The organism is Pseudozobellia sp. WGM2, assembly GCF_017810075.1.
Taxonomy (GTDB): domain Bacteria; phylum Bacteroidota; class Bacteroidia; order Flavobacteriales; family Flavobacteriaceae; genus JADNYK01.
Window position 1 is genome coordinate 469,008 of record NZ_JADNYK010000004.1, and the last position, 26,919, is coordinate 495,926.

Consider the following 26,919-nt stretch of genomic DNA (forward strand, 5'->3'; position numbering starts at 1 on the left):
GAGAATATTAAAACAAGGATGTTTTTGAGGAAAATTATAGATGAAATACGGTCGAATGAGAATATTTTCGAAATAACAGAAAGAAAATAAAAATAGCGAAGGTCAAAATACCATTAGAATTTTTCAATTTTCTATTGGTTGATAATGCTTATTGATAAACACAGACTACTAATAATCAGAACCTGATACATTAAATATCGATAGAGATTATGTTTGAAGTCAGAATTTGATCTATTATTTCCCGTAGAATTTTCTATAGAAAGTTTGAGCCGTCATGGGCGTATTTAAAATTAGCTTTAACGTTATAGTGAAATGTTAGTGTTTCTTCCAAGAAAACTTCATAATACTACACTTCTTTCAATTAATTGATTTTATGAAATAAATAGCTCAATTCTTATAATAATTTCTTGTAAATTTACAATATGTAGGAAATATACTTCAAAATATATCTTAAATGAATCCACTGGTAATGTTAATAGATGATGATTTGGTATCTCAATTCGATATGCGAATCAAATTACAGCGTCACGGGCAGTCTTCTGAAATAATCTCTTACGATTGCCCCATAGAGGCCTTGAAATGGTTCGAAGACTGGCAAAATGCGAAAGAAACGACACGCCTGCCCGATATACTTTTACTAGATTGGCAAATGCCAAAGATGGACGGGTTCGAGTTTTTAGAAGAGGCCATGGCCCGTGCGATTCCATTAGATCAAATGGATATTTATATCGCTTCATCTTATAGCAATTGCTTAAAGGAAGCCAACGAAGATGTGCGATCTAAAGTAAAACGACGCTTTATAAAGCCCCTTAGCCGTGCCAATGTAGATATCATATTCACGAATCGCTCACTAAAAGAAAGCGTTTAATCTGGCCTACCCTACCATCTTTTACAAGTTTTACTTAATCAATTTACTCGGCGGGTAGCCAAATTGTTTTTTGAAGCACCTACTAAAATAAAGCGGATCATTAAAACCTATTAGGGTGGTTACCTCGGAAACATTGTACTTCTTAGTTTTTAACAAAGTAGCCGATTTCTTCAACCTTACCGTTCTAATAAATTCTTTTGGCGCCAAATCTGTGAGTTCCTTAATTTTCTGATATAATTTTGATGAACTCATACCCAGTTCTTGACATAAAAAAGTGGTAGATAGATCAGCTCTATCTAAATTTTTATCTATCAAACCTGATATTTTTCTCATGAGCTGCTCATCTACGGGAGAATGAGTCAATAGACTTACCTCACTCTCGGTTTCATCAGAAAATTTCGCTTTCAGATCTAAACGTGATTTTATAATATTTTCGATCATTGTTTTAAGCAAGGAAGGGTCAAATGGCTTCACCAAATAACCATCGGCACCTGTACCATACCCTTTAACTTTGTCTTTATTATCGGAAAGTGCAGTCAATAATACTACAGGAATATGACTTATAAACTGATCATTTTTGAGCCGTTTACAAAACTCTAGGCCCGTCATCACTGGCATCATAATATCAGATATACAAATTGTAGGCTTGATCTGTCTGCACATTTTGAGCGCCTCTTTACCATTTTCGGCTTCGTATACCTTATAAAACCCAGATAGATAATCAACCAAATATTTACGAAGTTCTACATTATCATCAACGACTAGAACCTTTTGTTTTAAATCGGTATTATGAATGGTCTTTTTTGGTATGTTCCCTTTCAGTTCTGTATTTTGTTCAGCAGATGGCAACACAAATTCAAAAACTTCACTATTCTTATAGAAATGCCGTTCTACAGGTAATTCAAACGTAAAAACACTACCCTTACTAGGTGCACTACTCACCCTAATTGAACCCTTGTGCAGGTTGACCAAAGATTGTACTAGTGAAAGACCGATACCAGAACCGGTATTATTCTGTTTACCGGATGAGGCTTGGTAAAATCGATTGAATATTTTCTCTTGACTTTTCTTAGGAATACCAATTCCATCATCACTAACTTCTACGGTTAAAAACCCTGTTTTCTCATTGAACCTCAAAAACAAGTCTACGTGACCAAAATCAGGGGTGAACTTTAAAGCATTGGACAACAAATTATAAAGTATTTTATCATATTTATCATTGTCTATCCATCCATTTATGGTCTCATTTTCTGAAATAAAATCGAAGGTGATATTCTTATTGTGCGCAAGTTCTTTATACGAATCGAAAATATTCTTTGAGTAGGCCAGAATATCTGTTCTAGTAGTTTTTAGTTTTAGTTCGCCACTTTGAGCCTTTCTGAAATCAAGAACTTGGTTTACTAGGGTGAACAACCTATTTGCATTCTGGTGAATAAGGTCGTACCTACTTTTTTGATAATCGGAAACATGACCGGCCCCTTCATCAATCAATTGCTTCACAGGACCAAGTATTAATGTAAGAGGAGTGCGTAGCTCATGTGAAATGTTAGTGAAAAATCTCAACTTCTCGTTATTCAATTTCACATCATGTTCTCGGTTTACCTTTTCGGTCAGAAGTTCTCTTCTTAATTTGAGACGTTTATCCAATTCTTTTCTGACCAAGTAAAATATCAATCCGAAAACTACCAGCATTATTAGAAATGCTTGAGGGGTAAGCCAAAACGGTCGTAGAATTTTTATTTGATAAGAAACGGTTTCGCTCCACTGTCCATTACCGTTTCTCGATCTTATTTTGAACACATAATCGTCAGGAAACAAATTAGTATACTGCACCGTTCTTGAGTAACCATTGGTAGCGATCCAATCTTCATCGAAACCTTCGAGCTTATATTCAAACTTATTCAGTTTTTCATTCGAAAAAGAAGGCTCTGAAAATTGTAATGAAAAATTTCTGTTATCATAATTTAACTCAACAGTTTTGCTATAATTTATATCCTCTTTTAAGGGCACTTGATCATTAACGACCATGCCAGGAATAATTTCTCTGTTCGCTATTCTAAATTCTGAAATAACCGGTTTGATAGTATTTAGATTTTGGTTCAGTGATTCTGCCGAGAAATGAATAACACCATTTTTACCCGCCAAATAGATATTAGTACCATCTGAACTATAAAACCCTTTTGAGCTAAATACATCTAATCTATTACCACTACTTACATGATAAATATTAATCTCATTTCGAGATGGTTTGAATTTAGCCACACTATTATTGTTCATATTCAACCAAAGACCATCGAATCGATCGACCAATATATCGGTAACCCATCTTCCTGTAACTTCATCTGGTTCGGTCAAAATATTGAATCGGTCTTCTTCGGCATCATAAACACTTAGCCCGTATCTCGAAGATGCCCATATTTTACCCTCACCGTCTATCGCAATGTCACTTACATCTGCTATATCACCAATGGTATGTCTATCTTGGGTACGTATATCATAAGCCGTATAATCTTGACGGCCATGTTTCAATTTTACTGCGCCATTTTCAGTAGCCAGCCATATCGTACCATTTTTCTCTTTGGCCAAGGCGTTAATTTCATACCCTTCTAAAAGTCTGTCGACAGGTACATGATTTAATTTTCTTATATCAAAAGTAACTGCGCCTTCTCCGAACGATCCAACTAAAAGTTGTTCTTCCGATATTTTCATGATTGCGGTTATCGGTGCCCCATCAAAACCAACATCAACGGTTTGTTCGCTTTTGTTGGGGTAGTCATATATCAAAACCTTCCCGTTCCAAAGACCGCAGTAAAAAATTTTACCGTCGTAGGAATAGACAGTAGAAATATCGCTGCGATACTGCAGAAGTGGTATGAAACTTTCATCTTGTGAGACGAAGAGTCCATTATGACGTGTTGCCACAATAACTTTACCATCATGAGTTCGTGCAAAACCTCTAATTCTAGGTGCTTTGTTGCCAATAAATTTAGATATATCCCTATTGAGACTAAATTGGTTTTCGTACGGGTCATATTTATCGAGGCCGTCTTCAGTTCCGATCCACAATACTCCAGAAGCATCAAAATATAGGGCTGAAACCAAATTATCCACCAGCGAAGTATTATCGGATAGTACAGATTGGTGCAAGGTGAATTTTTCTTGATTTATATCTTCGAGCCGATCGCATTCTATAAGGCCGCCCAAAGTACCTACCCAGTATTTACCACCAGGAGCCCGAGCAACCGACAAAAAATAGGGCCCGAGATTTGTTCGAAGCGCCGCATTGGAGATGTAGAGGTTTTCAAAGTTCTTATTCTCTTTATCAAATTTATAAAGACCTTTTCGAGTACCGACGAATATGTCTTCTTTATGGTCTTCATAAATAAAATTGATATAAGGGTTCTTTTCTACAGAATTGGGTATATCTAGATCATAGCGTGTAATCTGTACAATTCCGCCTTTGGCATCAAGATTAATTTTAGCTACACCACCAGTATCAAAACTTCCGATCCAAATATTACCCCTACTATCTTCGAAAATAGTTTTTACGTATTCGAAACCTTCGATTTCAACAGTTTCGAAATATTCTTTGTCAGGATAAAAAATGGCCAAGCCCTTAGTTCTCGTACCAACCCACACCCTTTTAAAACCATCAACATAAACTGACCGTATCTCTTCTTCTGGTAAGCCACCGTCTCTACTTGAGTCAGGTAAGAACGTTTTGAAGGTTTGAGTGTCCGTTTTAAGTTGTGTAAGCCCTCCCCGAGTACCGATCCAGAGGTTATTAGATTCTTCATCTATCTCTAAAGCCGTAATATCATCATTACGTATCGATTCCCGATCGGTAGAGGTACTTAGGTAAGACTTGAATTGATAACCATCGAATCTGTTTAGGCCCGAAAAAGTTCCGAACCATAAAAACCCATATTCATCTTGTGCTATATGCCTTATAGAATTATGCGAAAGCCCATTATCATCATCGTAATGACCGAATTTAATATGCTGAGAATTGCCCTTTAAAGCAATTAATAACACCATAAAAATGATAAGACAATATCTCATGCAATTCTATACGCCTTTTTTGAAACCGAGAAGCTACTAAAATAAGACAGTAGAAATTTGGACTAGTACTTCTCAATCAAGTTTGAAGATTCTACATCTAATTCAATCTTTTCAGTATCCTTTAAAATAAATTGACCTTTTGAACTTTTCGGTAATTCAATCTCATTGGCTATAATCCCTTTTACATCATCGAAAACAAAGGCAGGTCTAAAATCTTCATTCTGTAAAGTTAGTTTAATATTTTTCATTGATATACCACTGGCATGGCGAACATATAGCCCGTACGCCGGCAGTTCGCCGAACATAGTAAATTCAGGGTAACCTTTGACTTCTTCGGGAACTTGGGCCAATCTACTTAAGGGGATGTAAGCCATACTTTTAGATGCCCTGCCCGGATAGCTAATTTCTATATTTTCTAAAGAAACATTTTCTATATGATGCCCTGGTATACCCGCAATAGAGGAAGCAAAGGGGTTATGGAAATAGTTTACCTCGGGCCCTCTTAAATCGTAGTCTATATCGGGTCGCCCGAAAGGCACCTCTACCTTCACATTCTTTATACTAATGTTTTTTACCACCCCTGATTTTTCACCGTCACGATGCCCTAACCTAATGAAAAATGCATTTCCGGTATTTTTTGCAACAACATTGTTCACATTAATATTTTCGATAACCGCCCCATCAACGGATTCAAATGCTAAAGCGGAACGAAACGTATCGAAGACCTGAATGTTCTCTATGGTCACATTTTTGAAGCCCCCGTAAGAAGCAGAACCGAACTTGATTGCACTTGCACTTGATCTGATAACATTATTGGCAATATAAATACTGTCATTGGCATAGCCCGGGTAATATGATTTTAAACAGATACCATCATCGGCCGAATTGATATTGCAATTGGTTATTCGTACGTTTTTAGAATCGGTAATATCCATTCCATCGTTGTTCCAATACGATCGGTTTACCACCGTCAAGCCATCGATCACCAAATTATTGCAGAGTTCAAAAGACAAGCCCCAACAAGCGGCTTCACCTACTTTTAAATCTCGTACTTCAACATTATTACATTGGGAAAACCGAAATAATTTCGGTCGCATAGTTTCATTGGGCCTATGCCTCTTCACATTATAATTTGGGTCAATAGTTATACCGGCATGGTGCAAGCTATCGATTTTAAGGGCCAATTCAAGACCTTGACCATCGATAATGCCCTTACCTGCGAGTTTGATATTGTTCGCCTTATGTGCAAGAATCAAGGCCATTTGAGAATTATCATCCTTTTTGGGTGAAACCGGCCGACCTTCAAAATCCATCTTTTTATAATCTGTCGGGTTCGTACTGCCAAGTAATACGGCACCTTCTTCAAAAAAGAGGGTTACATTGCTCTTTAGTTCAATACTACCTGATAAAAACTTACCCTTCGTAAAAACTACTTTGCCACCCTTTTTCCTTTTATGTGCTGCATCTATAGCCTTCTGAATCGCCTTTGTATTTAGGGTGGTACCATCGGGTACAGCACCGTAATCAGTAACCAAAAACTGCTTTTTATCATCATGATCGATCAGCAAAGTTTCATTGGACATCGAAACAAAAAGAAGTAATATAAATGGCAGTGCATATAAAATCTCTCTCTTCATAGGTAGTGTTAATTTGGGTTTTCGGTCATATGCAGAATCAATTCGCCTCCATTAATAATATCTTGATGTTTAATCGTAAAATCTGATAAAATCGAGTCATTAAAGGAGGGAGTATCGGAATACAGATGATTATCACTGTTGTCATTCGCGATGATTACGAACTGACCTCCCGGATAATATTTTGAATTTAATTGGATGGTTATTTTATCGAAAATCGGGCTTCCTATTTGGTATTCGGGATTCTCCTCTGTACCCCCGTTCATTTGGAATAGACCTATTTTGTAAAGCACGTTTAAACTCCCCATAAGACCTTGGTCTTCGTCGCCGTTGTAACCCGTGTCAGGGGCTAGACCACTAAAGGCTTTTTTAACAACGGTTCTCGACCAGTATTGGGTTAGGTCAGGCCTTCCTAATTTATTAAATACAAAAGGGGTCTGAATAGAAGGTTGGTTTCCTAAATTAATAGGAATTCTTCTGTATTCGGGGTGCAACTCACTTTCATGGGAACTACCTGAAGTAAAGTTGAGTTCTTCGGCTTTTTCAAATTGCTCATTCAACTTTTCAACAGCCTTTTCCTTTCCGCCCATCAAATCACTCAACCCAGTTAGGTCATGTGGAACGAACCAAGTAGACTGTGCAGCGTTCGACTCCACAAAACCGTTCTCATAGTCGTAGGCATCAAAATCTTCTCGCCATTTACCTGATACATCTCTAGGCCCCATCCACCCCTCATCTTTATTGAAAACATTTTTATAGTTCTTGCAACGTGCCATGAAATACTTATTTTCTTCTTCCTTACCCAATTTTTTGGCCAATTGCGCCAAGGTGTAGTCTTGATAAGCATATTCTAAAGTTTGTCCTGAACCATCTAGATGAATGCCAAACTTGCCTTCCGGAAGCGGGTTAGGCACATAGCCATCTTTCAAGTAATAAGACAATCCACCACCAATATCTGTTCTGTGTTCATAGCCTGCCTTGCCCATGATACCGCCTAACATATGATTCTTTTTCAGCGCACTAAAAATGGTATCAAGGTTATCGTTCACCAGATTTTTTTGAATTGCCGAAACTATAAAAGGTGTCGATGATGCACCAGTCATCACATAGGTATAATTACCGCCCGAAGGACCACGCGGTACTAAACCACCATCTTTATAGTACTGCATCAAAGAATGACTGAATTCTTCCATAATCTCAGGGTACACTAGACCCCAAAGCGTATTAATCGTCCACTGGGCACCCCAGAACGAGTCCGAATTATAATGGTTGAATTTTGGCTTTCCGCCTACATCAACGGGTAATTGGCCCACACGAAAATTTTCTTTCGTATTATCGGGGTATGCCCCGTTTACATCACTTATAATTCGGCGACCTTGAAGGGCATGCCAAAGATCGGTGTAAAACCTGCGTTGGTCGGTTTCTGAACCACCTTCCACCTTAATTCTAGATAACATTCCTTCCCATTCCGCTTGGGAATCTTTTACCACCTGTTCAAATTGCCAGTGTGGCAGTTCCTCTTCCATATTCAAATTGGCGTTTTCTACAGAGGTATAAGAAATGGCCACCTTCATTAGTACCGGTTCATCCGATTTGTTCAAGTGCAAAAGGTAATTTTTTGATTCGACATCCCTTTCAATCGAAGCGATGGGAGTATTTAACTTCACCTTGAAATAGGTAGTTAAAGGTTTGGGCCTTCTAAAAGTGGGCTGCATCACAAAACTTCCGGAAAGTTCCATATTCCCATCTTTTGTCAAATGGCCATCACTGATCTCACACGGGCCCAATTGAGCATTTAAATTAAAAAGTACCGCCCGCTTTTCAACATTCGCTTCAGGAAAGACATATTTATGAAAACCTACTCTTTTCGTGCTGGTCAGCTCAACGGCAATTTTTTGTTTGTCTAGCTCTAAGTAATGATAACCAGGAGTTATTCTTTCAGTTTCATGACTGAAACTGGAATAAAAATCTGTAAATAGTTCTTTATTTTTCTCAAGGGAAGTTGATACCGGCATTACCGATAGCCCGCTCATTTGCCATGCATGAATATGACTAAACCCTCTTACCGTATCTACTTTATGCCTGTACCCGCTACCCCAAGCTCCGTTAGTCTCTGTATCAGGACTCAAGTTTACCATACCAAAGGGTCGATTGGCCGATGAAAAGAAAAACCAGCGTGAATTTTCAGTGTCGAGCAAGGGGTATACTTTCTCAACCAATGAAGTTGTTTTTGTTGATTCTATTTCAGTTTGGTTACAAGAAGACAACAAAGATATCAAGGTCAATATCCCCACCCCCCATAAAGAAACCTTTCCTATTTTCATATTCGGTTTAATTTAGTCGTTAGTTAAGTTTATAGCTGTTTTTTTGGTTGGCTTTAAAGTTAACCTAACCAATAGTCATTTTATGATTAAAGGGGGTGAAACCTGTAAGAAATACATGTTCACCCTCAGCACGCAGGCTACCCCCGTGATAGCCATATTTTTCGTTTTCTAATCTTGATATTCTTTGATGTTCAAATATTCCGGGGCCGAATTTAATTGTATCACTCCCTACTTTATATTCACCATACCCCTTTTTTAGAAAATTGTTATCAGGTGCAATTGGTAATGCACCGACCAATTCACCTCCTTTTCTAAAACAGAGCTCAATAGTAACTTCAACATTTGGCGGCCCTTCAACTTTAAAATCGATTTCTAAAACTCCATCATTTTCTATAATGTCAATCGTAGAAACCTGTTTTTTGATATTACTCTTAGCCCTTAAATCAAAAGACATTTTATTCCAAAATCTCCCATCTTCAGATGCAGATAGTTTATAATCGCCATCTGCTATATGATTTTGGGCAGCCAAAGGTTGATAATAATAGGCTTCTTTTGTTTCATACAACTTATAGGATTGATTTTGCTTATTGAGGCCCTCGCTGCGAAAATAACCCATTCTAAAAAATGAAGTCGACAATCGCATATGTTCGAGAATGGCCTTTCCTTTTCTGTAGGTAAGAAAATTAGGGTTGGAAGATTTTCCTGAAATAACTTCGATAGGCCTATCGTTACCGCCAAAGATGGTAATATATCTATTTCCTTTTTTAATTCTAGCTAAATGGGATGTTGAAAAAAGCTTTTCAAAATCACCAATAGCTTTGTTTGAGATAGGAAGTTCTTTCTCTAAATCTCTATTCACCATAAAATCTATCAGCGAGTGTGAAAGAATTTCAGTCTTAAAATCAGGTAATTTCTCTATTTGATTGGTCATATCGACCAGCAGCGAATTATTAGTAATAATTGCCATATATCGATATTCTAAATAAAACTTAGTGACATTTATGGGTTTTATTTGGTCCTGTCTTCTAGAATCGATTGAAACCACATTACCGTTCAGTTCGGTATAATAATAATATGTAATCAGGTTTTTGACCACAAAATCAAGAAGCTCAGGCCTATCGAGCAATCTAGCCATGGTAATGAACGCCCTATTGATTACAGCAGAATAATTGGCACTTCGTTCAAGATAATGACCGTCTTGATTCTGGTAAATACCTTCAGCCAACCACTCTTCTATTCTCTCTATATATCTGGTGTCGGGGTAAAGAGAATTTATATTTGCAAGGGCGGCGCAAACGACCCACCTGTGGTTAGGAGTATGAACGCCCCCTGTAATCATGGCCTCGCCCGCTTTTAAAATAAACTTTTTTAGCTTATCTCTGACTACCTGTAACTCTATATATTTATCACTAAGCAATACTTTCATTGCACCGCACAAGTGTTCTAATACAAAAGCCGTATCTGGAGGCGACTGCCTATTTCCTCCGGAATCTAAGGTACCGTCATCGTATTGCCCTTTCAAAAGAATATTTATATCGCCACTTAATTTTTCAACCAAAGTACTCGACCTATAGTATGATGAATCAGGATTGGAGACAGAAGCGGATAAAACAGAAATATTATTTGCCAACCGACGGTAAGAGTGAAGGCGAATATCTAGGTCTAAACTATTATTTTCAAGAATTTTCTCAACACTAGCATCATTATTTAAAACTAATAATTTTAGCAACCGAACATCCTTTCTCAGATTAGGTGTAAAAATGTTTCTAGCAAAGGTATATTCACTCATTAAAGAACCGACTACTGCCAAACTTCCAATTTTTAAAAACTGTTTGCGACTCAATCGATATTTCATAGAAGTAAACCTATTGAATGGTTAATCAAATATTATTTAGAAGACAAAAGAAGGGCGGACAAATTAGCCCGCCCTAAACTAACAAAAACTGCTCACTCAACTAACAAATGAGTTTTTAAATTTCTTAATAACCAGGGTTTTGCTCTATTCTATTATCTGACAATATAATTTCAGTATCAGGTATGGGTCGCAATAAATGAATAGACGGATCAAAAGAACCATGATCAATTACATGCGGATTATATGAATTAATTCTTTCTTCTAATTTTCCAGTTCTTTTTAAATCGTACCATCTATTGGTTTCTCCAGCAAGTTCTAAAGCTCTTTCATTCAAAATATCATCAATATCGACAGAGGTATAAAAATTAGATTCACCTGTAGCCCTATTTCTAACAATGTTCATATGAGCCGCTGCTTGCGCTGAACTACCTGCCCCTAAATAGGCTTCGGCTGCCAATAAATGTGATTCAGCTACTCTATAAATAAATGTATCTCTAAATCCACCTTCAATTTCATCAAAGCCGATATCATCGAACTTTTTAAATATTGGGAAATTTGCAAACACCGTATTTTCTGTATACTTATAATTAACATCAGGTACGTTTACCGGCGAATCATTGAAATAGTAATTATCCGGTTGATAAACATAGTATCTGTCTAATTTATCGCTCAACTCTTCTGAAGATAGAGCGTTTTTAGGAAAATAAATAACAGTATCACCTACTACAATGTCATCTGAACCTACCGTACCTTCGGTATCGGCGAATAATACCCTGTGAAAAGTGGCATCATCTCTAGTATCATTGTCATCAAATAATGAATAGAAAAACTCGGTTGGCATTACACTACCTTCACGAAAGCCATATTGGTTTTGCCTAGTTACACCGGGTAGTTCGTTTACACTGAACATTAAAGTTGAATGCTTTGTGTTATTTCTATCATTATAATCACCACCCGCACCATATTGAATCGAAAACAATATCTCTTCATTTTCTTGATTGTCATAATCGAATACTTCTGCATAAGTCTGTGAACCGATATCATATCCGCCTATTGCACTTTCAGCTAACGATGCAGCCGTATCAAAATCACTAGAACTACCAAACGCTTTATACGCCCTGGTCAAATAGACCTTCGAAAGTAAATGTTGTGCCGCTCTTTTAGATAATCTGCCAGTGGCAGGGGTATCATCTAAAGCTGGAATAGCTTCTTCCAAATCTTTAATTATTTGAGTATAGGTCTCTTCTTCTGTCGAACGTACATAATCTGAGCTTATACCTTCAATTTCGTCTAGCGAAAGTACAACACCACCAAATGACTGAACCAAATTAAAATAGCACATAGCTCGCAACCCTTTTGCTTGCGCAATACCATTATCTCTAGCTGCTAAATTTGAGTCTGAAAATGAGATTTCATTACTAAATCTATTGATTACAATATTCGCCTTACTGATAACATTATAGTTGTTTCTCCAATCATTGCTAAATGTTCCATTTCCGCTGTTGACATTTATATACACATTTAACGGATTTAAATCTGTATTTATGTTCTCTTGCGAAGTAAAGATATCGGTACCTAGAAAGGCAACATCATAACCCACGTTTGTATATTTAAATACATCTCTTAAAGAATTATAAACACCAACAACCAGTCTATCTGCATTGTCTTCGGTTATAAAATCTTCACCGGTAAGGTTAGAAAAATTTTCTTCTTCTATATACTTATTACATGAATGTGTAGCAATGGCCAAAGTAGCTACCATTAGCAACCTGCCTATATTCTTTTTATATCTATTCATTTTCTTAAATTTTGTAATTAAAATGCCAGTTTGAAACCAATTAGAGTGGTTCTTGTCTGAAAACTCATATCATATGAATTCTGTAATCCCGTTTCTGGATCCGGACCTTTAAAATCTGTAAACGTAAAGGGATTTTGAACATCAATAGATATTCTAGCACTGGTCATTTTTAATTTATCCAATAAACTGTCGGGGAAACTATAACCGAGGCCAATGTTTCCGATTTTTACAAATGACATATCCTCAAAAAAGTATTCTCCATAATTGGGGCCTATACCCGGCAATGAATATTCGGCGTTAGGTGTATCCGGTGTCCAATAAGGTGAATCTATTTTACCAAATCTTGTTTCACCTAAAGTACCATGGTGCTGATGAAATTCTGAATGGCCGAATACACCTTGTCGGGTATACATCATCACAGACATATCTATGTTTTTAAATTTAAAGTTATTGGTCATACCACCTGTCCAGTCAGGAGCTGTAGTACCAATTACTACTTTATCGTTAGCAGCATCAATAACACCATCGTTATTCTGATCCTTAAATTTATATTCTCCGGGCACGGCATTATAAACGGCTGCTTCTGCCGCTTCGCTAATTTGCCAAATGCCCTCTTTTTCATAAGAATAAATAGCATCTGAAGGCTGCCCAACAATTAAGGCACTGTGTCTACCAAATACCTGTAAATCTAAATCGCCCTCTAATTTTAAAATCTCATTCTTGTTCTTAGCGAAATTTAAACTTGTACTCCAACTAAAATTTTCTGTTTGAATATTCTTGGTGTTCAAGGTAAATTCAACACCTCTATTGTTTATAGAACCAAAATTACCGACAGCGCTATCAAAACCTGTTACGAATAGTAAATTTCTAGAAAATATAGCTCCTTCGGTTGTTTTGTCATATACCTCAAGAGACATGTTGATTCTATTATTAAGAAGCCCAAGGTCAACACCAAAATTCACTTCATCGGAAACTTCCCAGGTCAATTCCGGATTAGAAAGTCCGTTGACTATATTGCCGTTGACCAAATCACTACCGAACAAATAATTTCTATCATCTAAAAATGCTAAAGATTGGTACGGACCTACGGTATTATAATTACCCGAACGACCATAACTTAGCCTAAATTTTAAGTTTGTTAACCAATCGGCATTTTGTAAAAATTGTTCTTCACTGGCCCTCCATGCAAATGCAGCAGACGGAAAGAATTCCCACTTATTGCCCTCTGCAAGTTTTGATGCGCCATCATACCTACCGGTAAAGGTGAACAAATACTTATCATTTATGTTATAATTTAAACGACCAGCAACAGAGGCAGTTGTTTCTTTTTCGTAGTAAGAACTGTATTGCCTTACATCCGTTCCGGCACCAGTGTTATAGAAACCATGAAAATCAGGTACATTTCTTGTTTCTATATTATTACCCTCCAATTGATTGTAATAAACCGAAGTAATTAAAGTTGCGCCCAATTTTTGATTATCGGTTATATCAAAATTAAAATCGGCCGTGTTATCCCAAGTGTATGAGTTTCTTAAATCTACACCGTAGTAAGCCCTAGTTCGAGACGGATCATTTCTAGCTGATTTTGTTAGCAAACCACGATGCTCACCATTACGGGTTGATGAAAGATTAGGCGAAAAGGTCGTTTTTAAACTAACCCAATCAGAAGGTTGATATTGAACATAAAAATTAGAAATTACATTTAATATTCTTTGATTGTTCTTCCACGCCCCGTCAACTTCATAAAATGGATTAACAAATCGTTGATCCTCGTTATCAGGATAAAATATTAATTCTCCATTATCCTCGAACGGGTCGGCAGTTGTTGGAAGTCTATAAGCACTTCTAAACAACTCTCTACTACCCTTTTCCTGTTCTGAGTAAGAGAGGTATGCTCTTAGCCCTATCGTAAGCTTGTTCATTTTTTTTGATAAGGATGTAGATGCCGTATAGCGCTCATAGGCTTGATCCTTACCAACTACACCTTCATCTTTTAAATACCCAATCGAACCACTATACACAAGGCCATTATCGCCACCGGACATAGACACCGTATGGCTCGATTGTATTGCCGTTCTGGTAATATAATCTACCCAATCAAAATACCTACCGTTTGCTATGTTGTCAGTCTCTCCATTATTAAAGAAAGCCGTACTGGTATTAATATTGTAGTTGTTGAAATCTGATGCTACAGGGTCTGCAGTCGAAGCATTTAACCACTCAGCTTTCCATTGTTGCGCCCTAAGGTTATTTTCAATAAAATTCACATACTCACCACCATCCATGGTATCAACTAAATTATTGGCCGTACTAACACCAAATGAGGCATCATATGTAAATTGAGTTTTACCCTCTATACCATTTTTAGTAGTTATTATAACAACCCCGTTTGCACCCCTAGAGCCATATATTGCTGTTGCGGAAGCATCTTTTAAAATATCCATTTGCTGAATATCCGACGGATTTAAAATATTGATATTATCTAGAAAAATACCATCGACAACGTACAACGGTCTAGATAAATCTGCAGTAACATCGTCACTTTGACCGTCAGCATTTGCTTGATTACTATTTGTAATAACCGTATTACCTCTTACCCTGATAGATAATGGTGAACCTGGTTTAGAATTTAACCTTCGAACATCAACACCGGCAACTGTACCACGCACCGCCTGCCCTAAATCCGTTCTTCGCTGTTCAGTAAGTTGTTCCGATCCAATCGAGGCAACGGCTCCGGTTAAATCGGTCTTTTTAACAGAACCGTACCCAATCACTACCACTTCGTCTAGCTTCGCGGTATCCTCTTCTAGTATTACATCTAGACTGGATTGGTTGTCATAAGTTATTTCCTGGGCCTTAAAACCTAGGTATGTGAAGACCAATACTTGCCCTGAATTTAGGCTAATATCAAAATTACCGTCAAAATCTGTTACTGTTCCTGTAGTAGTACCCTTTATCATAATGCTGACCCCAGGAATTGGAGTTCCATTAACATCGCTTACCACCCCGGTAACCTGATTTTGAGCCATAAGTGCAGAAGTCATGCACATACATAAGACCCATACAATTTGTTTTAGTCTTTTCATAGTAGTTTGTTTAGTAGTTTACTGCACTAAACTATTGTAGGTCTACCTTTGGAACATGGACAAATCATTTGGATATATGGATTTTCAATATCACGCACCAATCAAAATCATATTAAACACCTAATAATCAATTAATTGAAACCATAATAAATTTTAAGTTTTTTTTAAGTTTTATGAGACTGTATTCGTCGATTCTTCACTATTCAGAAAAAAAATCACGTTTAATTTCCATTTTTAGAATCAAAACATAAATCGTTTGAAGCAAAACCAACATGCGCCATCATGTATTTTAGTGGGTCTTAATTTGCGAAAATTGGCCGATTATTTTTAATATGAAATTGATGACGGATGATATCTAAAAACAAAAGTGCTCAGGTGGTCTATTTAGTTGATGATGATCATGAAGATCAAGAGATATTTGCCGATGCTTTAGAATTGGTAGATACTCAGGTCGACTTAAAACTTTTCGATAATGGGGTAGACCTCTTGGCTGATTTATATTCAGACTCCCCATTACCTGACGTAATCTTTCTAGATTTGTTTATGCCCCTTATGGATGGCGAAGAATGCCTTCGAGATATAAGGGAAAACGAAATGTTCGATGAAGTACCCTTGGTAATCTATTCTACCATACTTGATATGAATAAGATTGAAGAACTATTTGAAATGGGTGCCAATCGTTATTTACGCAAACCTTCTTCTTTCGACGATCTAATTACCGCCCTGAGCCGCACAACTGCCTCAGTAAGAAGAAATAAATTGGGAGGTACCTCGATAATTAATGTGGTCGCGTAAATTGTTTTAAGACGTTGTTTTGATTGTAGTGTCAAAATTAGACCGTGGCTGCAATATCTACAGCAACCTTTAGTTCGCTTTTTCCGCTGCCGAACACTACACCCTTCAATGGGGGCACATCGTAGTAATCTCTACCCCAACCCACAACTATATGCTGATTCATCGGAATCATGTTGTTCGTTGGGTCAAAATCTACCCAACCGAAACCGGGTATGAAAACAGAGAACCATGCATGTGAAGCGTCAGCACCCACTAATTTCTCTTTACCCTCAGGTGGCAATGTTTCTATATATCCGCTTACATATCTTGCCGGTAATCCGACTGACCGTGTACAGGCAATCGCAATCTGGGCAAAATCTTGACATACCCCTTTTTTCTCGCGCATTACCTCGGTAACCGGTGTTGAAATACTTGTAAAACCAGAAACAAACTGAAAATCGGTATATATGCGCTGCATTAATTCATAAGTAGCGTCGAATACTGAGCGATTTCCTCTAAACGAAACCTCTGCGTACTTACGAATGCTGGTATTGGCCCTTTTAATAAATATAGACTCTAATATATATTGCTTGGCATCTAGTATGCTGGTGTGCGTACTGTTTAAAGACATCAAGGCCGAGTCTAAAGTTATCCCTTTGCAATTCTGTGAAAAAATGGCCGTTTCATACGGTGAAAAATTCCTATCGATCTTACTTCTGGTCACAACCTTCAACTCTTTATGTTCTTGTTGAATCGCAAACCTAGTGATATAATTACCGAAAAAATCTTGCCTTTCAGAGATTTCAGAAGGCTTGGGCGAAACTTCAATATTATAATCCAACAACTGTTGCCCTTTTGAATCACGAGGTCGAAGCGTGGCTATATTGTGACAATAGCTAACCGGAGCATCATACTTGTAATTGGTGGTATGTGTTACGTTAAAAATCATGGCTAAAATGGGAAAGACTGAGTGACCAGCTGATTCTGGGCATTGGTATGACTGAAATAAGTACCTGTAAGCGACTGAGACGTTCGATATAGAAGATCCGATAATTCTTCGAACAAATCATCTAACTCTTTTCGTAAAAAATCGTTTTCTGATTTTGTACGTGATAAGTCGTTGGAATTAGATAATCTCAGTTTTGCAAAGGCCTCGAAAATATTCTTTTGATAATTGCTCAGAGAGTTATCTTGCCCCGAATGTGGCAAGCGAGCTATATCCTTCTGAATTCTGTTTAGCATAAAAGTCAACGACCTAGGGTACTCCAAATCTAAAATCACAAGATCTAAAACATGCTCTAATTTAATGTATGATCTATAACTATATCTGTAAATATTTAGGCTCTCATGACTAGTTAAAAGGCACTCTAACAAATCATACTCCACTTGTTCATCGTATTTAATCGTAAGTAAAGAGCGACACTTTGTAATTGTCAAGATACTTTGCTCAAGTTGCAGACCGATAAAATATAACAACAAACCTTGTTGCACCAATATACTTTCTTCTACCAGACCCATAAAAGCGATCAAGCGTGTAATCAATTGGTTTAGAACTTTGAGAATATGATTGATAGATCGGTTATCACTTTCTACAAAAGATTTCCAAAGTTTTTGAATATTCTCAAATACGCGCCACATATCGGTAGACCACAAATTTCTAATGGAGTAGTATGAATTGCTGAACATCATTATACTATGTGACAAACTTCCGGGTCTATTGGTGTCTAATAACACCGATAGCATCTCTTCCATGGGATTGTCCATTGCTGAAATATCATCCTCATCCTTATCAAGAAAGCCGGGATTTGTGCCCGTTAGACTGGTAACGGCTTTTAACAGCACTTGAAGTTTGATTGTATCCGGTTTTTGATTTTTATCTTGAACCAAGGCCATTTGTCTAATAACCATTCGAAGAAACCGGGCGTTGACCAATGTTCGGCCCACATACCGACCTGCCCAAAATAGGTTCTCCGCAGTTAAACTGGGTAAATCATTAAGGCCAGATATCGATATATTGCTTCTCTTATGCCAAAGCTGATTTGGTTTATTGTCTATCTCATTTTCTTGTAGCACCCAAAAATCTTTACTGGTACCGCCCCGCTGACTTGAAACCCGAATAGTTTCCCGGTCACGTGCCGAACGGACCAAACCTCCCGGCATTACACTAAAATCTTCTTTCGAAGCAATGCAGAAAGTTCGGTTGACCAAATTTCTTGCCTCTATCGATTCGCCAATTAGATTAGGAGCAGTTGAAAAATTTATTTTTTCCTGGGCTACATAACGATATGGGGTACGGGCGATTTCCTGCTTAAGCTTATTAAGTTCTTCTTGAGTCATAAACTCCGTGAAGTGTATACTCTCTCGATTGGTTCGGTCTATTCGTTTGATTACCAGTTGTGATAGATTATCGAACACATAATTTTGTTCCGATTCTTGACCACACCACCATGATGCAATTTGCGGTAAAATAAGTTCTTCATTGAAGAGGAATTTACATATCGATGGCATGAAAGGAATTAACCCGGGATTTTCCATTACCGCACTACCGACCGGATTTATTATCGAAACATTTTTTCTTCTGACCACATCTAAAAGTCCGGCAACTCCCAAATGTGAATCTTCCCTGAGTTCCAATGGATCGGCAAACAGGTCGTCTACCCTTCGCCAAACCACATCGATACGTTTTAAACCTTTTAATGATTTCATCCATAGAAACCCATCTCTCACCACCAAATCATTTCCTTGAACCAAGGGGTATCCAAAAAATGAGGATAAGTATGCGTGATCAAAATAAGTTTCATTATGCGATCCCGGGGTCAAAATAACAATATTCGGATTCTCTTTTTGAACCGGGGAGGCATCAATCAACATCTGGTTGAGTTCATTGAAGAAACCGGAAAGCCTTTGTACGTTCAGCTTACCATAAACCTCAGGAAGAATTCTATTGACCGTAGACCGATTTTCAAGGGCATAACCCATACCAGATGGGGCTTCGGTTCGATCATTGACCACCCACAGGCGGCCATCGGTACCCCGCGCCAAATCTGCAGCATAAATAGAAAGGTATTTATCGGTAGTATAAGTGATGGAATCACATTGTCTTAAGAAACCGCGATGCCCATAAATTACCTCGTGGGGAATAATACCCTCCTTGATCAGTTTACGCTCTCCATAAATATCTTTCAATACAAGATCCAGTAGTCGCGCTCTTTGTTTGATGCCCGCTTCTACCGTTTTCCATTCGTTTTGATGTAGCAAAAAAGGGAAAACATTTAGGCTCCAAGGGCGGTTCATACCTTTTGGATCGTTGTATACATTATATGTAACACCGTTTTCCGATAGTAACCAATCGATGTCTTTCTGTCGGGCACTTAGTCCATCAACTCCTAACCTATCGAATTCTTGCAGAAGGTTTTTCCAATGGGGCTTGACCAAATTGTCAGATGAAAACATTTCATCATTACCATATTCGGTACTATAGCTATTGAGCCAGCTTGTGGTTGTTAAGGGCATAAAATAAATTACTTCTTACGCAAATCTAATACATGCGGATATTCTGGGTTCACCGGAATCTCTTTATATACAAATGTACTAGAAGCATTCTTTCGCTCGACAGTTCTGCTCGTATAATTTGTTATCTCACCCGTTTCAACTGGCACCACCTCATCTTGGGTATGCCCAAATTCCCAAAAACGGTTGATTCTTCTCGACTCGGCTTCGTAACTATTTACGGGGTAGGTGTCATATGACCGACCACCAGGGTGCGCAACGAAATAAGTACAACCACCGATGGATTTTTTGTTCCACATATCGACCACATCAAAAACTAAAGGAACATCGACCCCAATTGTCGGGTGTAACGCCGACCAGGGCTCCCAAGCCTTATACCTCACACCGGCAACATACTCGCCTTTTGTACCTGTGGGGCTCAAATCTATTTTCACCCCGTTGCAGGTAATATTATAACGTTCGGCCGTGAAATTTTTGACCTTGATCTGAACCCGTTCCAATGAAGAATCAACGTAACGGGCGGTGCCTCGACCTGACATTTCTTCCCCAAGAACATTCCACGGTTCAATGGCCATACGCAACTCGATCTGCATTGAATTGATTTCGACCATACCATATAAAGGAAACCGGAATTCAAAAAATGGATCGAACCACTCTAGTTTAAACGGATAACCTGCATCATTCAATTGCGATACAATATCGGCAATATCGTCTTTCACATAATGTTCGAGCAAAAACTTGTCATGTAGTTCAGTACCCCATCGTACCAAATCATGCTTATAAGGTTTTTTCCAAAACCAAGATACCAAGGTACGAACCAACAACATTTGCATTAAGCTCATTTGGGCATGCGGCGGCATATCAAAAGCCCGGAGCTCTAAAATACCTAATCGCCCCGATGAAGAATCAGGAGAATACAGCTTATCTATACAGAATTCGGCACGGTGTGTATTACCCGTAATATCGGTCAACAAATGCCTGAACAGGCGATCGGTAAGCCAAAACGGAACTTCTTCATCATCGGGAATCTGAGAGAAAGCGATTTCCAGTTCATACAAATTCTCTAATCTGGCCTCATCGACACGTGGCGCTTGACTAGTAGGGCCAATAAAAGCTCCGGAAAAGAGATATGATAAGCCCGGATGGTGCTGCCAGAATGTTAACAAACTACGCAAAAGTTGGGGATTTCTCAACAATGGACTATCGGCAGGAGTCACGCCGCCCAGCGTTACATGATTGCCCCCTCCCGTACCGGTATGTTTTCCATCGAGCATAAACTTCTCCGTTCCTAATCGGGCTTTCTTGGCCTCTTCATACAACTTGAGGGTGTTTTCGGTAAGCTCGTTCCAGTTCTTGGCCGGGTGTACGTTGACTTCGATTACCCCAGGATCGGGCGTAATTTTCAATACTTCTAACCTATTATCTTTGGGCGGTTCGTAACCTTCTAGCAAAACGGGCACCTTCAATTCTTTGGCAGTAGCCTCTATACTTGCCACCAGGTCGAGAAATGACTCAGCACTGTTCAAAGGCGGCAAGTACAAGAAAAGTTTGTCTTCTCGAACTTCCGCACATATCGCGGTGCGCACATAGGGTTGTTTTTCTTTTTTTGTTATAGCTTTTCCATCTGCTCTTTCTTTCAAAAAAGCACCATATTCCGGAAGCTTTCCTTTGGGTTCAAAAAGTTCTGGTTCTGCCGTTGGTTCCGAAGGTACTTCGGGCTTTTTTGGTAACGACTCTAACGGAAGTCTCAACCCAATGGGTGAATTACCGGGCGACAAGATTAGATCGCCCCCTCTAAATTGCCACGGGTTGGTTATCCAATTTCCATTACTCTCTGCCAACGGATAAACATGCCCAACGGTTTCGCCGGTGCCCTGCTCAAGTACCTCGGCCAATTTTTTTCGTAGGGCAGAATCTTTCTCATCATATTCTTTGGCATCTACATCCATTGGCAACTTACGTTCCTCCCATAAGAAATAGAATGCATCTTCAAAAGCGGGCATAATAGAATTCGACTCGCTATTTAGATTTTTCGCCAAGGTTTGCAAGAAGGTTTTGGTAATATTTTCCGGCAGTTCATAGGTTTCCGAAAAGGAAGCCAACCATTGGGAATCTTGCCAAATAACCCCTCCGTCTTTTCTCCAATGAACACCTATGAGCCATCGTGGCAAGGGCTCACCAGGATACCATTTTCCTTGTGCATGGTGAAGCACCCCTCCTTTTCCAAATACTTCCAATAATTTCGTAGACAGCTTACTGGCCAATTTTCTTTTGTGTTCGCCGTCGGCAGATGTATTCCATTCATCAGCTTCCATATCATCTATCGAAACAAAAGTGGGCTCACCGCCCATGGTAAGTCTTACATCATTCCGCTCAAGCTCTTCATCCACCTTAAAACCAAGTTCATAGATGGCGTTCCATTGATCTTCAGTATAGGGTTTGGTCACCCGCGGAGATTCAAAAATGCGGGTCACCTTGTTTTCAAATTCGAAAGTCGTTTCACAAGGATCCGTCAAGCCATATACAGGTGCTGCGCTTTCAAAAGAAGGCGTACAGGCCAAAGGTATATGCCCCTCGCCTGCCAACAGACCCGATGTGGCGTCTAGCCCGATCCATCCCGCACCGGGTAAATATACCTCTGCCCAAGCATGTAAATCAGTAAAATCTTCTTCTGGGCCAGAAGGGCCATCGAGTGATTTTTCATCAGCTTTAAGTTGAACGAGATAGCCCGAAACGAAACGCGCAGCCAAACCCAAATGTCGTAAAGTCTGCACCAAAAGCCATGCAAAATCTCGGCATGAACCTAAACGTGCCTCTAAAGTCTGTTCACAGGTTTGCACGCCAACCTCCATTCTCACCGTATAATTAAGATAATCGTATAGCTTTTGATTAAGCCCGGTAAGAAAATCGATAGTTCGTTGCGGAGTAAGGTCTATTTGTTTTAACCAATTTGCGAGATGTGGGCCTTCTTCGGTAATTTCCAAATAGGGCAATAGTTCTTTTTTTAGTTCTTCGGAGTACTTAAAAGGAAAATTCTCAAACGCCTCCTCTACAAAGAAATCAAAAGGATTTATAGTTTTTAAGTCAGCTATAATCTCTACATCTATCGAGAGTTCATCGGTTTTCTCAGGAAATACCAAACGCGCCAAATAATTACCGAATGGATCCTGTTGCCAATTGAAAAAATGCTCTTCCGGTTTGATTTTTATCGAATACGCATCGATAGGCGTTCTGCTATGGGGTGCAGGACGCAATCTAAAGATATGTGGAGAAAGATTGACTTGACGGTCATATTTATATACCGTCTTATGTTTTATTGCAACTTTTAATGCCATACAAAGAACTAATTTTCTATGTATGTAAGATAAGCGATATTAAGACCAATGACTATCGGAATCAATAGTTAAATTAAAACATTAGAGTGTCGTGAATTTAAGTGGCCTATTTATTCGTAATCGATAATCAAAAATGCTTTTTATTAAAGATGCTGAAATTTAATAAAAACAAATAGTTAGGATTATTTCAATAAAGGCCAAATTGTTCTTTTACGAAGCCTTTGCTCTGTTAAAAAACCAATTTTAGAAAACTCCGAAATTTTAAGAACGATTCATTGACTGCGCTTCCTGCAAATTGAAGCTTTTTACTTAAGAATTGTGTTTCTGATTACCAATAGGTTTTTAAGAAGAAAATCTATAAAACAAAAAAAATTGACCATTTAAACGGTCATGATCAAGTGTATTTGACATCTATCAGAACACCTGAAAAAGCGCTTCTTCCGCGGCATTATTTGAGCATAATTTCAGTGTCAAAATAGCAGTTGTTAATAACAATGTTGAAAAAGAGAATTGGGGTAATCGAAATCGTAGGCAATAAAATATGAATTTTACATAACGATTTATTTAGATTCGTTCCAAACACTTTTCCTATGCAAATCACCCACATTATTAAAAGGGACTATACTTCCCAACCTTTTGACATTCATAAGATTACGAACGCCATCACCAAAGCTATGACCGCGGTAGACCAGGGCCAAATAAGTGATGCCCAACCTATGGCAGAAGAGGTTCATGATATATTATTGAAGCGTAAAAGTCTAGATAAAAACTACATTCCTACCATCGAAGAGGTTCAAGATGTTGTGGAGACCAAACTTATGGAAAGTGAGTTTCACGAAGTGGCGAAAGCTTACATCATCTACCGAAACAAAAGGGCTCAAATTCGCAAAACCAACGTATTTGAAAAGAGGGTGAACTTAAAGCCATACGAATATCCACAACTGTATGAATATGTTGCTGCCATAAGACACTCGTACTGGATCCACACCGAATTTAATTTCACGAGCGATATTCAAGATTTTAAATCAGGTTTGAGCGAAGTAGAGCGAAGTGCTATCAAAAATACCCTTCTAGCCATTTCGCAAATCGAAGTTGCCGTAAAAACTTTTTGGGGCGATATATATCAACGTTTGCCCAAACCCGAAATTGGTTCTGTAGGTGCCACATTTGCCGAAAGTGAGGTAAGACATCATGATGCCTATTCACATCTGTTGGAAATTTTAGGCCTAAACCGGGAGTTCGAAACCTTGAAAAAGAAACCCGTGATTATGAAACGGGTACATTATCTTGAAACGGCCCTAAAAAATGCAAAAAGTGAAAATGATAAAGAATATGCAGAGTCAATTCTTTTATTCTCACTCTTTATCGAACATGTTTCGTTGTTTTCACAGTTTTTGATCATTATGGCCTTTAACAAGCATAAAAATGTATTAAAAGGCATATCAAATGTGGTGGAGGCCACTTCTAAAGAAGAGCAAATTCATGGCGATTTCGGTATAGACCTAATCAATATTATTAAAAACGAGAATCCAGACTGGTTCGACGATGACTACTCTTTACTCATACAAGACATCTGTAAAGAAGCTTTTAACGCCGAGAGTAAAATTGTCAACTGGATTTTTGAAGAAGGCGAACTTGACTTTTTACCTAAAGATGTTATCAACGAGTTCATAAAGAATCGTTTCAATAACTCGTTGGAAAGTATAGGAATATCGAAAATATTCGATATCGATCAATCATTGATCGAGCAGACCGAATGGTTCGATGATGAAATTATCGGAACAAAACATGGAGACTTTTTCGTAAAGCGATCCATCAACTACAGCAAGAGAACACAAAGTATAACCAGCGACGACCTTTTTTAAATTATGGAGAATAAAACAGATCTACAACAGATTATTGACCAACGAGATGAAACCACCCACGATTTGGTCAATGCTCGAAAAAATGCCTTGGCAGAACTAAATAAAAAATCTGAAAACGAAGGTTTCGAATGGTTAAATGAAAACAGTCGTAAATTTTTGTCGTCTGGTTACCTTACCGAAGGTGTAACCCCCGAAGGCCGTATTCGCGAGATTGGCGAAAGAGCCGAGCAAATTTTGAAAATACCTGGCTATGCCGATAAGTTCTATCACTATATGTCAGAAGGTTTTTTCTCTTTAGCTTCACCGGTCTGGTCCAATTTTGGTAAGAGAAGAGGGTTACCCATTAGTTGCTTTGGTTCTCACGTTGACGATGATATGGGCAACATTCTATATACCCAATCAGAAATTGGAATGATGTCGAAACTCGGTGGTGGTACTTCTGGTTATTTTGGAAAAATCAGGCCCCGTGGGTCAGCCGTTAAAAATAATGGGCAAGCATCAGGTGCCGTTCATATAATGCAATTATTCGAATCAATGGTCGATGTCGTGAGCCAAGGCTCCGTAAGGCGCGGTCGCTTCTCCCCTTACCTGCCTATCGACCATAAAGATATTTTAGAATTCTTGGAGATAGGTACCGAAGGTAACCCTATACAGCAACTTACCCATGGGGTTACGGTTACTGACCAATGGATGCAAGAAATGATTGATGGCGACACAGAGAAACGTACCGTATGGGCGAAAGTGTTGCAACGTAGAGGAGAAATGGGCTACCCCTATATTTTCTTTACGGATAATGCCAATAATGGCGCTTCGGAAGTTTATCAAGAAAAAGACCATCGTATTCATGCCAGTAACCTTTGTACGGAAATTATGTTACCCTCCAATGACAATTGGTCGTTTGTGTGCGTGCTTTCCAGCATTAACCTAATGCATTATGACAAATGGAAAGATACCGATGCTGTTGAAACTATGGTATATTTCTTAGATGCCATTATCACCGAATTTATTGAGAAGCTTGAAGCCTATCGAGATTCTGAAAATAGAGAAGATCGACAGACTTTCCTCTTTATGGAAAGAGCCTATAATTTCGCAAAAGATAACAGAGCTTTAGGTTTAGGTGCCCTAGGTTGGCATTCTTTACTCCAATCAAAAAGATTGGCGTTCGATAGTCAAGAGGCATACAATCTCAACAACGAAATATTTAAAGAAATAAAGCAACGCTCATACAAAGCTTCGGAAGAATTGGCCGAACGTTTTGGTGAACCCGAAGTTCTAAAAACCTATGGTAGACGTAACGCGACGTTAAACGCAATAGCACCCACAACATCATCTGCGTTTATTTTAGGGCAGGTTTCTCAGGGCATCGAACCCATTTGGTCAAACTGTTATGTGAAAGATATTGCCAAAATAAAAGTCACTATCAAGAATCCGTTTCTGATGGATCTTTTAGAAGAAAAAGATATGAACCTCCCAGAAGTTTGGAGAGACATTCGAGATCATGATGGTTCAGTTCAACACCTTGACTTTTTGACCGAAGAGGAAAAAGCCGTTTTCAAAACATACTCAGAGCTTGATCAGCTAGATATCGTGTATCAAGCAGCTGCACGGCAACACCATATCGACCAAGGGCAATCGTTGAATATAATTGTTCACCCTGAAATGCCCGTGAAAGAAATCAATAAAATTCACGTGACCGCATGGAAACTCGGCCTGAAATCAATGTACTATCAACACAGTATGAATGCCGCTCAAAAATTCAGGCAAAAGAAAGAATGTACGAGCTGTGAAGCTTAAACACCCACTGTAAT

The 26,919-nt window shown here is 38.5% G+C and carries 13 protein-coding genes; 4 read left to right on the forward strand and 9 right to left on the reverse strand.

Annotated features, from left to right (window positions below):
- Positions 1 to 454: 454 nt before the first annotated feature.
- Positions 455 to 868, forward strand: coding sequence for a response regulator (locus IV512_RS11865; RefSeq protein ID WP_209403604.1), 414 nt, complete (start codon positions 455 to 457; stop codon positions 866 to 868).
- A 30-nt stretch (positions 869 to 898) separates the two neighbouring features.
- Here IV512_RS11865 and IV512_RS11870 read toward each other — a convergent pair whose 3' ends face one another.
- The 6 genes from IV512_RS11870 to IV512_RS11895 form a co-directional block, all read right to left on the reverse strand.
- Positions 899 to 4,906 (reverse strand): two-component regulator propeller domain-containing protein, encoded by a 4,008-nt coding sequence (locus tag IV512_RS11870; protein ID WP_245224767.1) that lies wholly within the window; start codon positions 4,904 to 4,906, stop codon positions 899 to 901.
- Between the two features lie 86 nt (positions 4,907 to 4,992).
- Entirely contained in the window at positions 4,993 to 6,567 is a 1,575-nt protein-coding gene (locus tag IV512_RS11875; RefSeq protein WP_209403609.1) for a glycoside hydrolase family 28 protein, read from the reverse strand.
- 8 nt (positions 6,568 to 6,575) lie between these two features.
- Positions 6,576 to 8,888 carry a GH92 family glycosyl hydrolase gene (locus tag IV512_RS11880; RefSeq protein ID WP_209403611.1) on the reverse strand — a complete coding sequence of 771 codons (2,313 nt, stop codon included), beginning with the start codon at positions 8,886 to 8,888 and terminating at the stop codon, positions 6,576 to 6,578.
- A 64-nt stretch (positions 8,889 to 8,952) separates the two neighbouring features.
- Positions 8,953 to 10,743 (reverse strand): hypothetical protein, encoded by a 1,791-nt coding sequence (locus IV512_RS11885; protein WP_209403613.1) that lies wholly within the window; start codon positions 10,741 to 10,743, stop codon positions 8,953 to 8,955.
- Between the two features lie 124 nt (positions 10,744 to 10,867).
- Positions 10,868 to 12,541 carry a RagB/SusD family nutrient uptake outer membrane protein gene (locus IV512_RS11890; RefSeq protein WP_209403615.1) on the reverse strand — a complete coding sequence of 558 codons (1,674 nt, stop codon included), beginning with the start codon at positions 12,539 to 12,541 and terminating at the stop codon, positions 10,868 to 10,870.
- A 17-nt stretch (positions 12,542 to 12,558) separates the two neighbouring features.
- Entirely contained in the window at positions 12,559 to 15,627 is a 3,069-nt protein-coding gene (locus tag IV512_RS11895) for a TonB-dependent receptor (RefSeq protein ID WP_209403617.1), read from the reverse strand.
- A gap of 348 nt (positions 15,628 to 15,975) precedes the next feature.
- Here IV512_RS11895 and IV512_RS11900 point away from each other — a divergent pair, with 348 nt between their 5' ends.
- On the forward strand, positions 15,976 to 16,422 hold the full coding sequence (locus IV512_RS11900; RefSeq protein ID WP_209403619.1) for a response regulator: 447 nt from the start codon (positions 15,976 to 15,978) through the stop codon (positions 16,420 to 16,422).
- A 37-nt stretch (positions 16,423 to 16,459) separates the two neighbouring features.
- On the opposite strand, the gene IV512_RS11905 is transcribed toward IV512_RS11900, so the two are convergent.
- Genes IV512_RS11905 through IV512_RS11915 form a run of 3 tightly spaced genes read right to left on the reverse strand, consistent with a single transcriptional unit; the run spans position 16,460 to position 23,246 of the window.
- A complete protein-coding gene (locus tag IV512_RS11905; RefSeq protein WP_209403621.1) occupies positions 16,460 to 17,350 on the reverse strand; it encodes a transglutaminase family protein in 891 nt (296 codons plus the stop codon).
- 2 nt (positions 17,351 to 17,352) lie between these two features.
- On the reverse strand, positions 17,353 to 19,914 hold the full coding sequence (locus IV512_RS11910) for a circularly permuted type 2 ATP-grasp protein (protein ID WP_209403623.1): 2,562 nt from the start codon (positions 19,912 to 19,914) through the stop codon (positions 17,353 to 17,355).
- Positions 19,915 to 19,922: 8 nt separating this feature from the next.
- Positions 19,923 to 23,246: a DUF2126 domain-containing protein gene (locus tag IV512_RS11915; protein ID WP_209403625.1), complete on the reverse strand. Its 3,324-nt coding sequence runs from the start codon at positions 23,244 to 23,246 to the stop codon at positions 19,923 to 19,925.
- A 590-nt stretch (positions 23,247 to 23,836) separates the two neighbouring features.
- Between IV512_RS11915 and IV512_RS11920 the strand changes: the two genes are divergently transcribed.
- Positions 23,837 to 25,111, forward strand: coding sequence for a ribonucleotide-diphosphate reductase subunit beta (locus IV512_RS11920; RefSeq protein ID WP_209403627.1), 1,275 nt, complete (start codon positions 23,837 to 23,839; stop codon positions 25,109 to 25,111).
- A gap of 3 nt (positions 25,112 to 25,114) precedes the next feature.
- Positions 25,115 to 26,905, forward strand: a complete 1,791-nt coding sequence (locus IV512_RS11925; protein WP_209403630.1) for a ribonucleoside-diphosphate reductase subunit alpha — start codon at positions 25,115 to 25,117, stop codon at positions 26,903 to 26,905.
- Positions 26,906 to 26,919 lie beyond the last annotated feature (14 nt).

What these genes read in the sequence shown, in the direction of transcription:
- IV512_RS11865 (WP_209403604.1), top strand. Translation starts at nt 455, where the DNA reads ATGAATCCACTGGTAATGTTAATAGATGATGATTTGGTATCTCAATTC.
- IV512_RS11870 (WP_245224767.1), bottom strand. Translation starts at nt 4,906, where the DNA reads ATGGTGTTATTAATTGCTTTAAAGGGCAATTCTCAGCATATTAAATTC.
- IV512_RS11875 (WP_209403609.1), bottom strand. Translation starts at nt 6,567, where the DNA reads ATGAAGAGAGAGATTTTATATGCACTGCCATTTATATTACTTCTTTTT.
- IV512_RS11880 (WP_209403611.1), bottom strand. Translation starts at nt 8,888, where the DNA reads ATGAAAATAGGAAAGGTTTCTTTATGGGGGGTGGGGATATTGACCTTG.
- IV512_RS11885 (WP_209403613.1), bottom strand. Translation starts at nt 10,743, where the DNA reads ATGAAATATCGATTGAGTCGCAAACAGTTTTTAAAAATTGGAAGTTTG.
- IV512_RS11890 (WP_209403615.1), bottom strand. Translation starts at nt 12,541, where the DNA reads ATGAATAGATATAAAAAGAATATAGGCAGGTTGCTAATGGTAGCTACT.
- IV512_RS11895 (WP_209403617.1), bottom strand. Translation starts at nt 15,627, where the DNA reads ATGAAAAGACTAAAACAAATTGTATGGGTCTTATGTATGTGCATGACT.
- IV512_RS11900 (WP_209403619.1), top strand. Translation starts at nt 15,976, where the DNA reads ATGATATCTAAAAACAAAAGTGCTCAGGTGGTCTATTTAGTTGATGAT.
- IV512_RS11905 (WP_209403621.1), bottom strand. Translation starts at nt 17,350, where the DNA reads ATGATTTTTAACGTAACACATACCACCAATTACAAGTATGATGCTCCG.
- IV512_RS11910 (WP_209403623.1), bottom strand. Translation starts at nt 19,914, where the DNA reads ATGCCCTTAACAACCACAAGCTGGCTCAATAGCTATAGTACCGAATAT.
- IV512_RS11915 (WP_209403625.1), bottom strand. Translation starts at nt 23,246, where the DNA reads ATGGCATTAAAAGTTGCAATAAAACATAAGACGGTATATAAATATGAC.
- IV512_RS11920 (WP_209403627.1), top strand. Translation starts at nt 23,837, where the DNA reads ATGCAAATCACCCACATTATTAAAAGGGACTATACTTCCCAACCTTTT.
- IV512_RS11925 (WP_209403630.1), top strand. Translation starts at nt 25,115, where the DNA reads ATGGAGAATAAAACAGATCTACAACAGATTATTGACCAACGAGATGAA.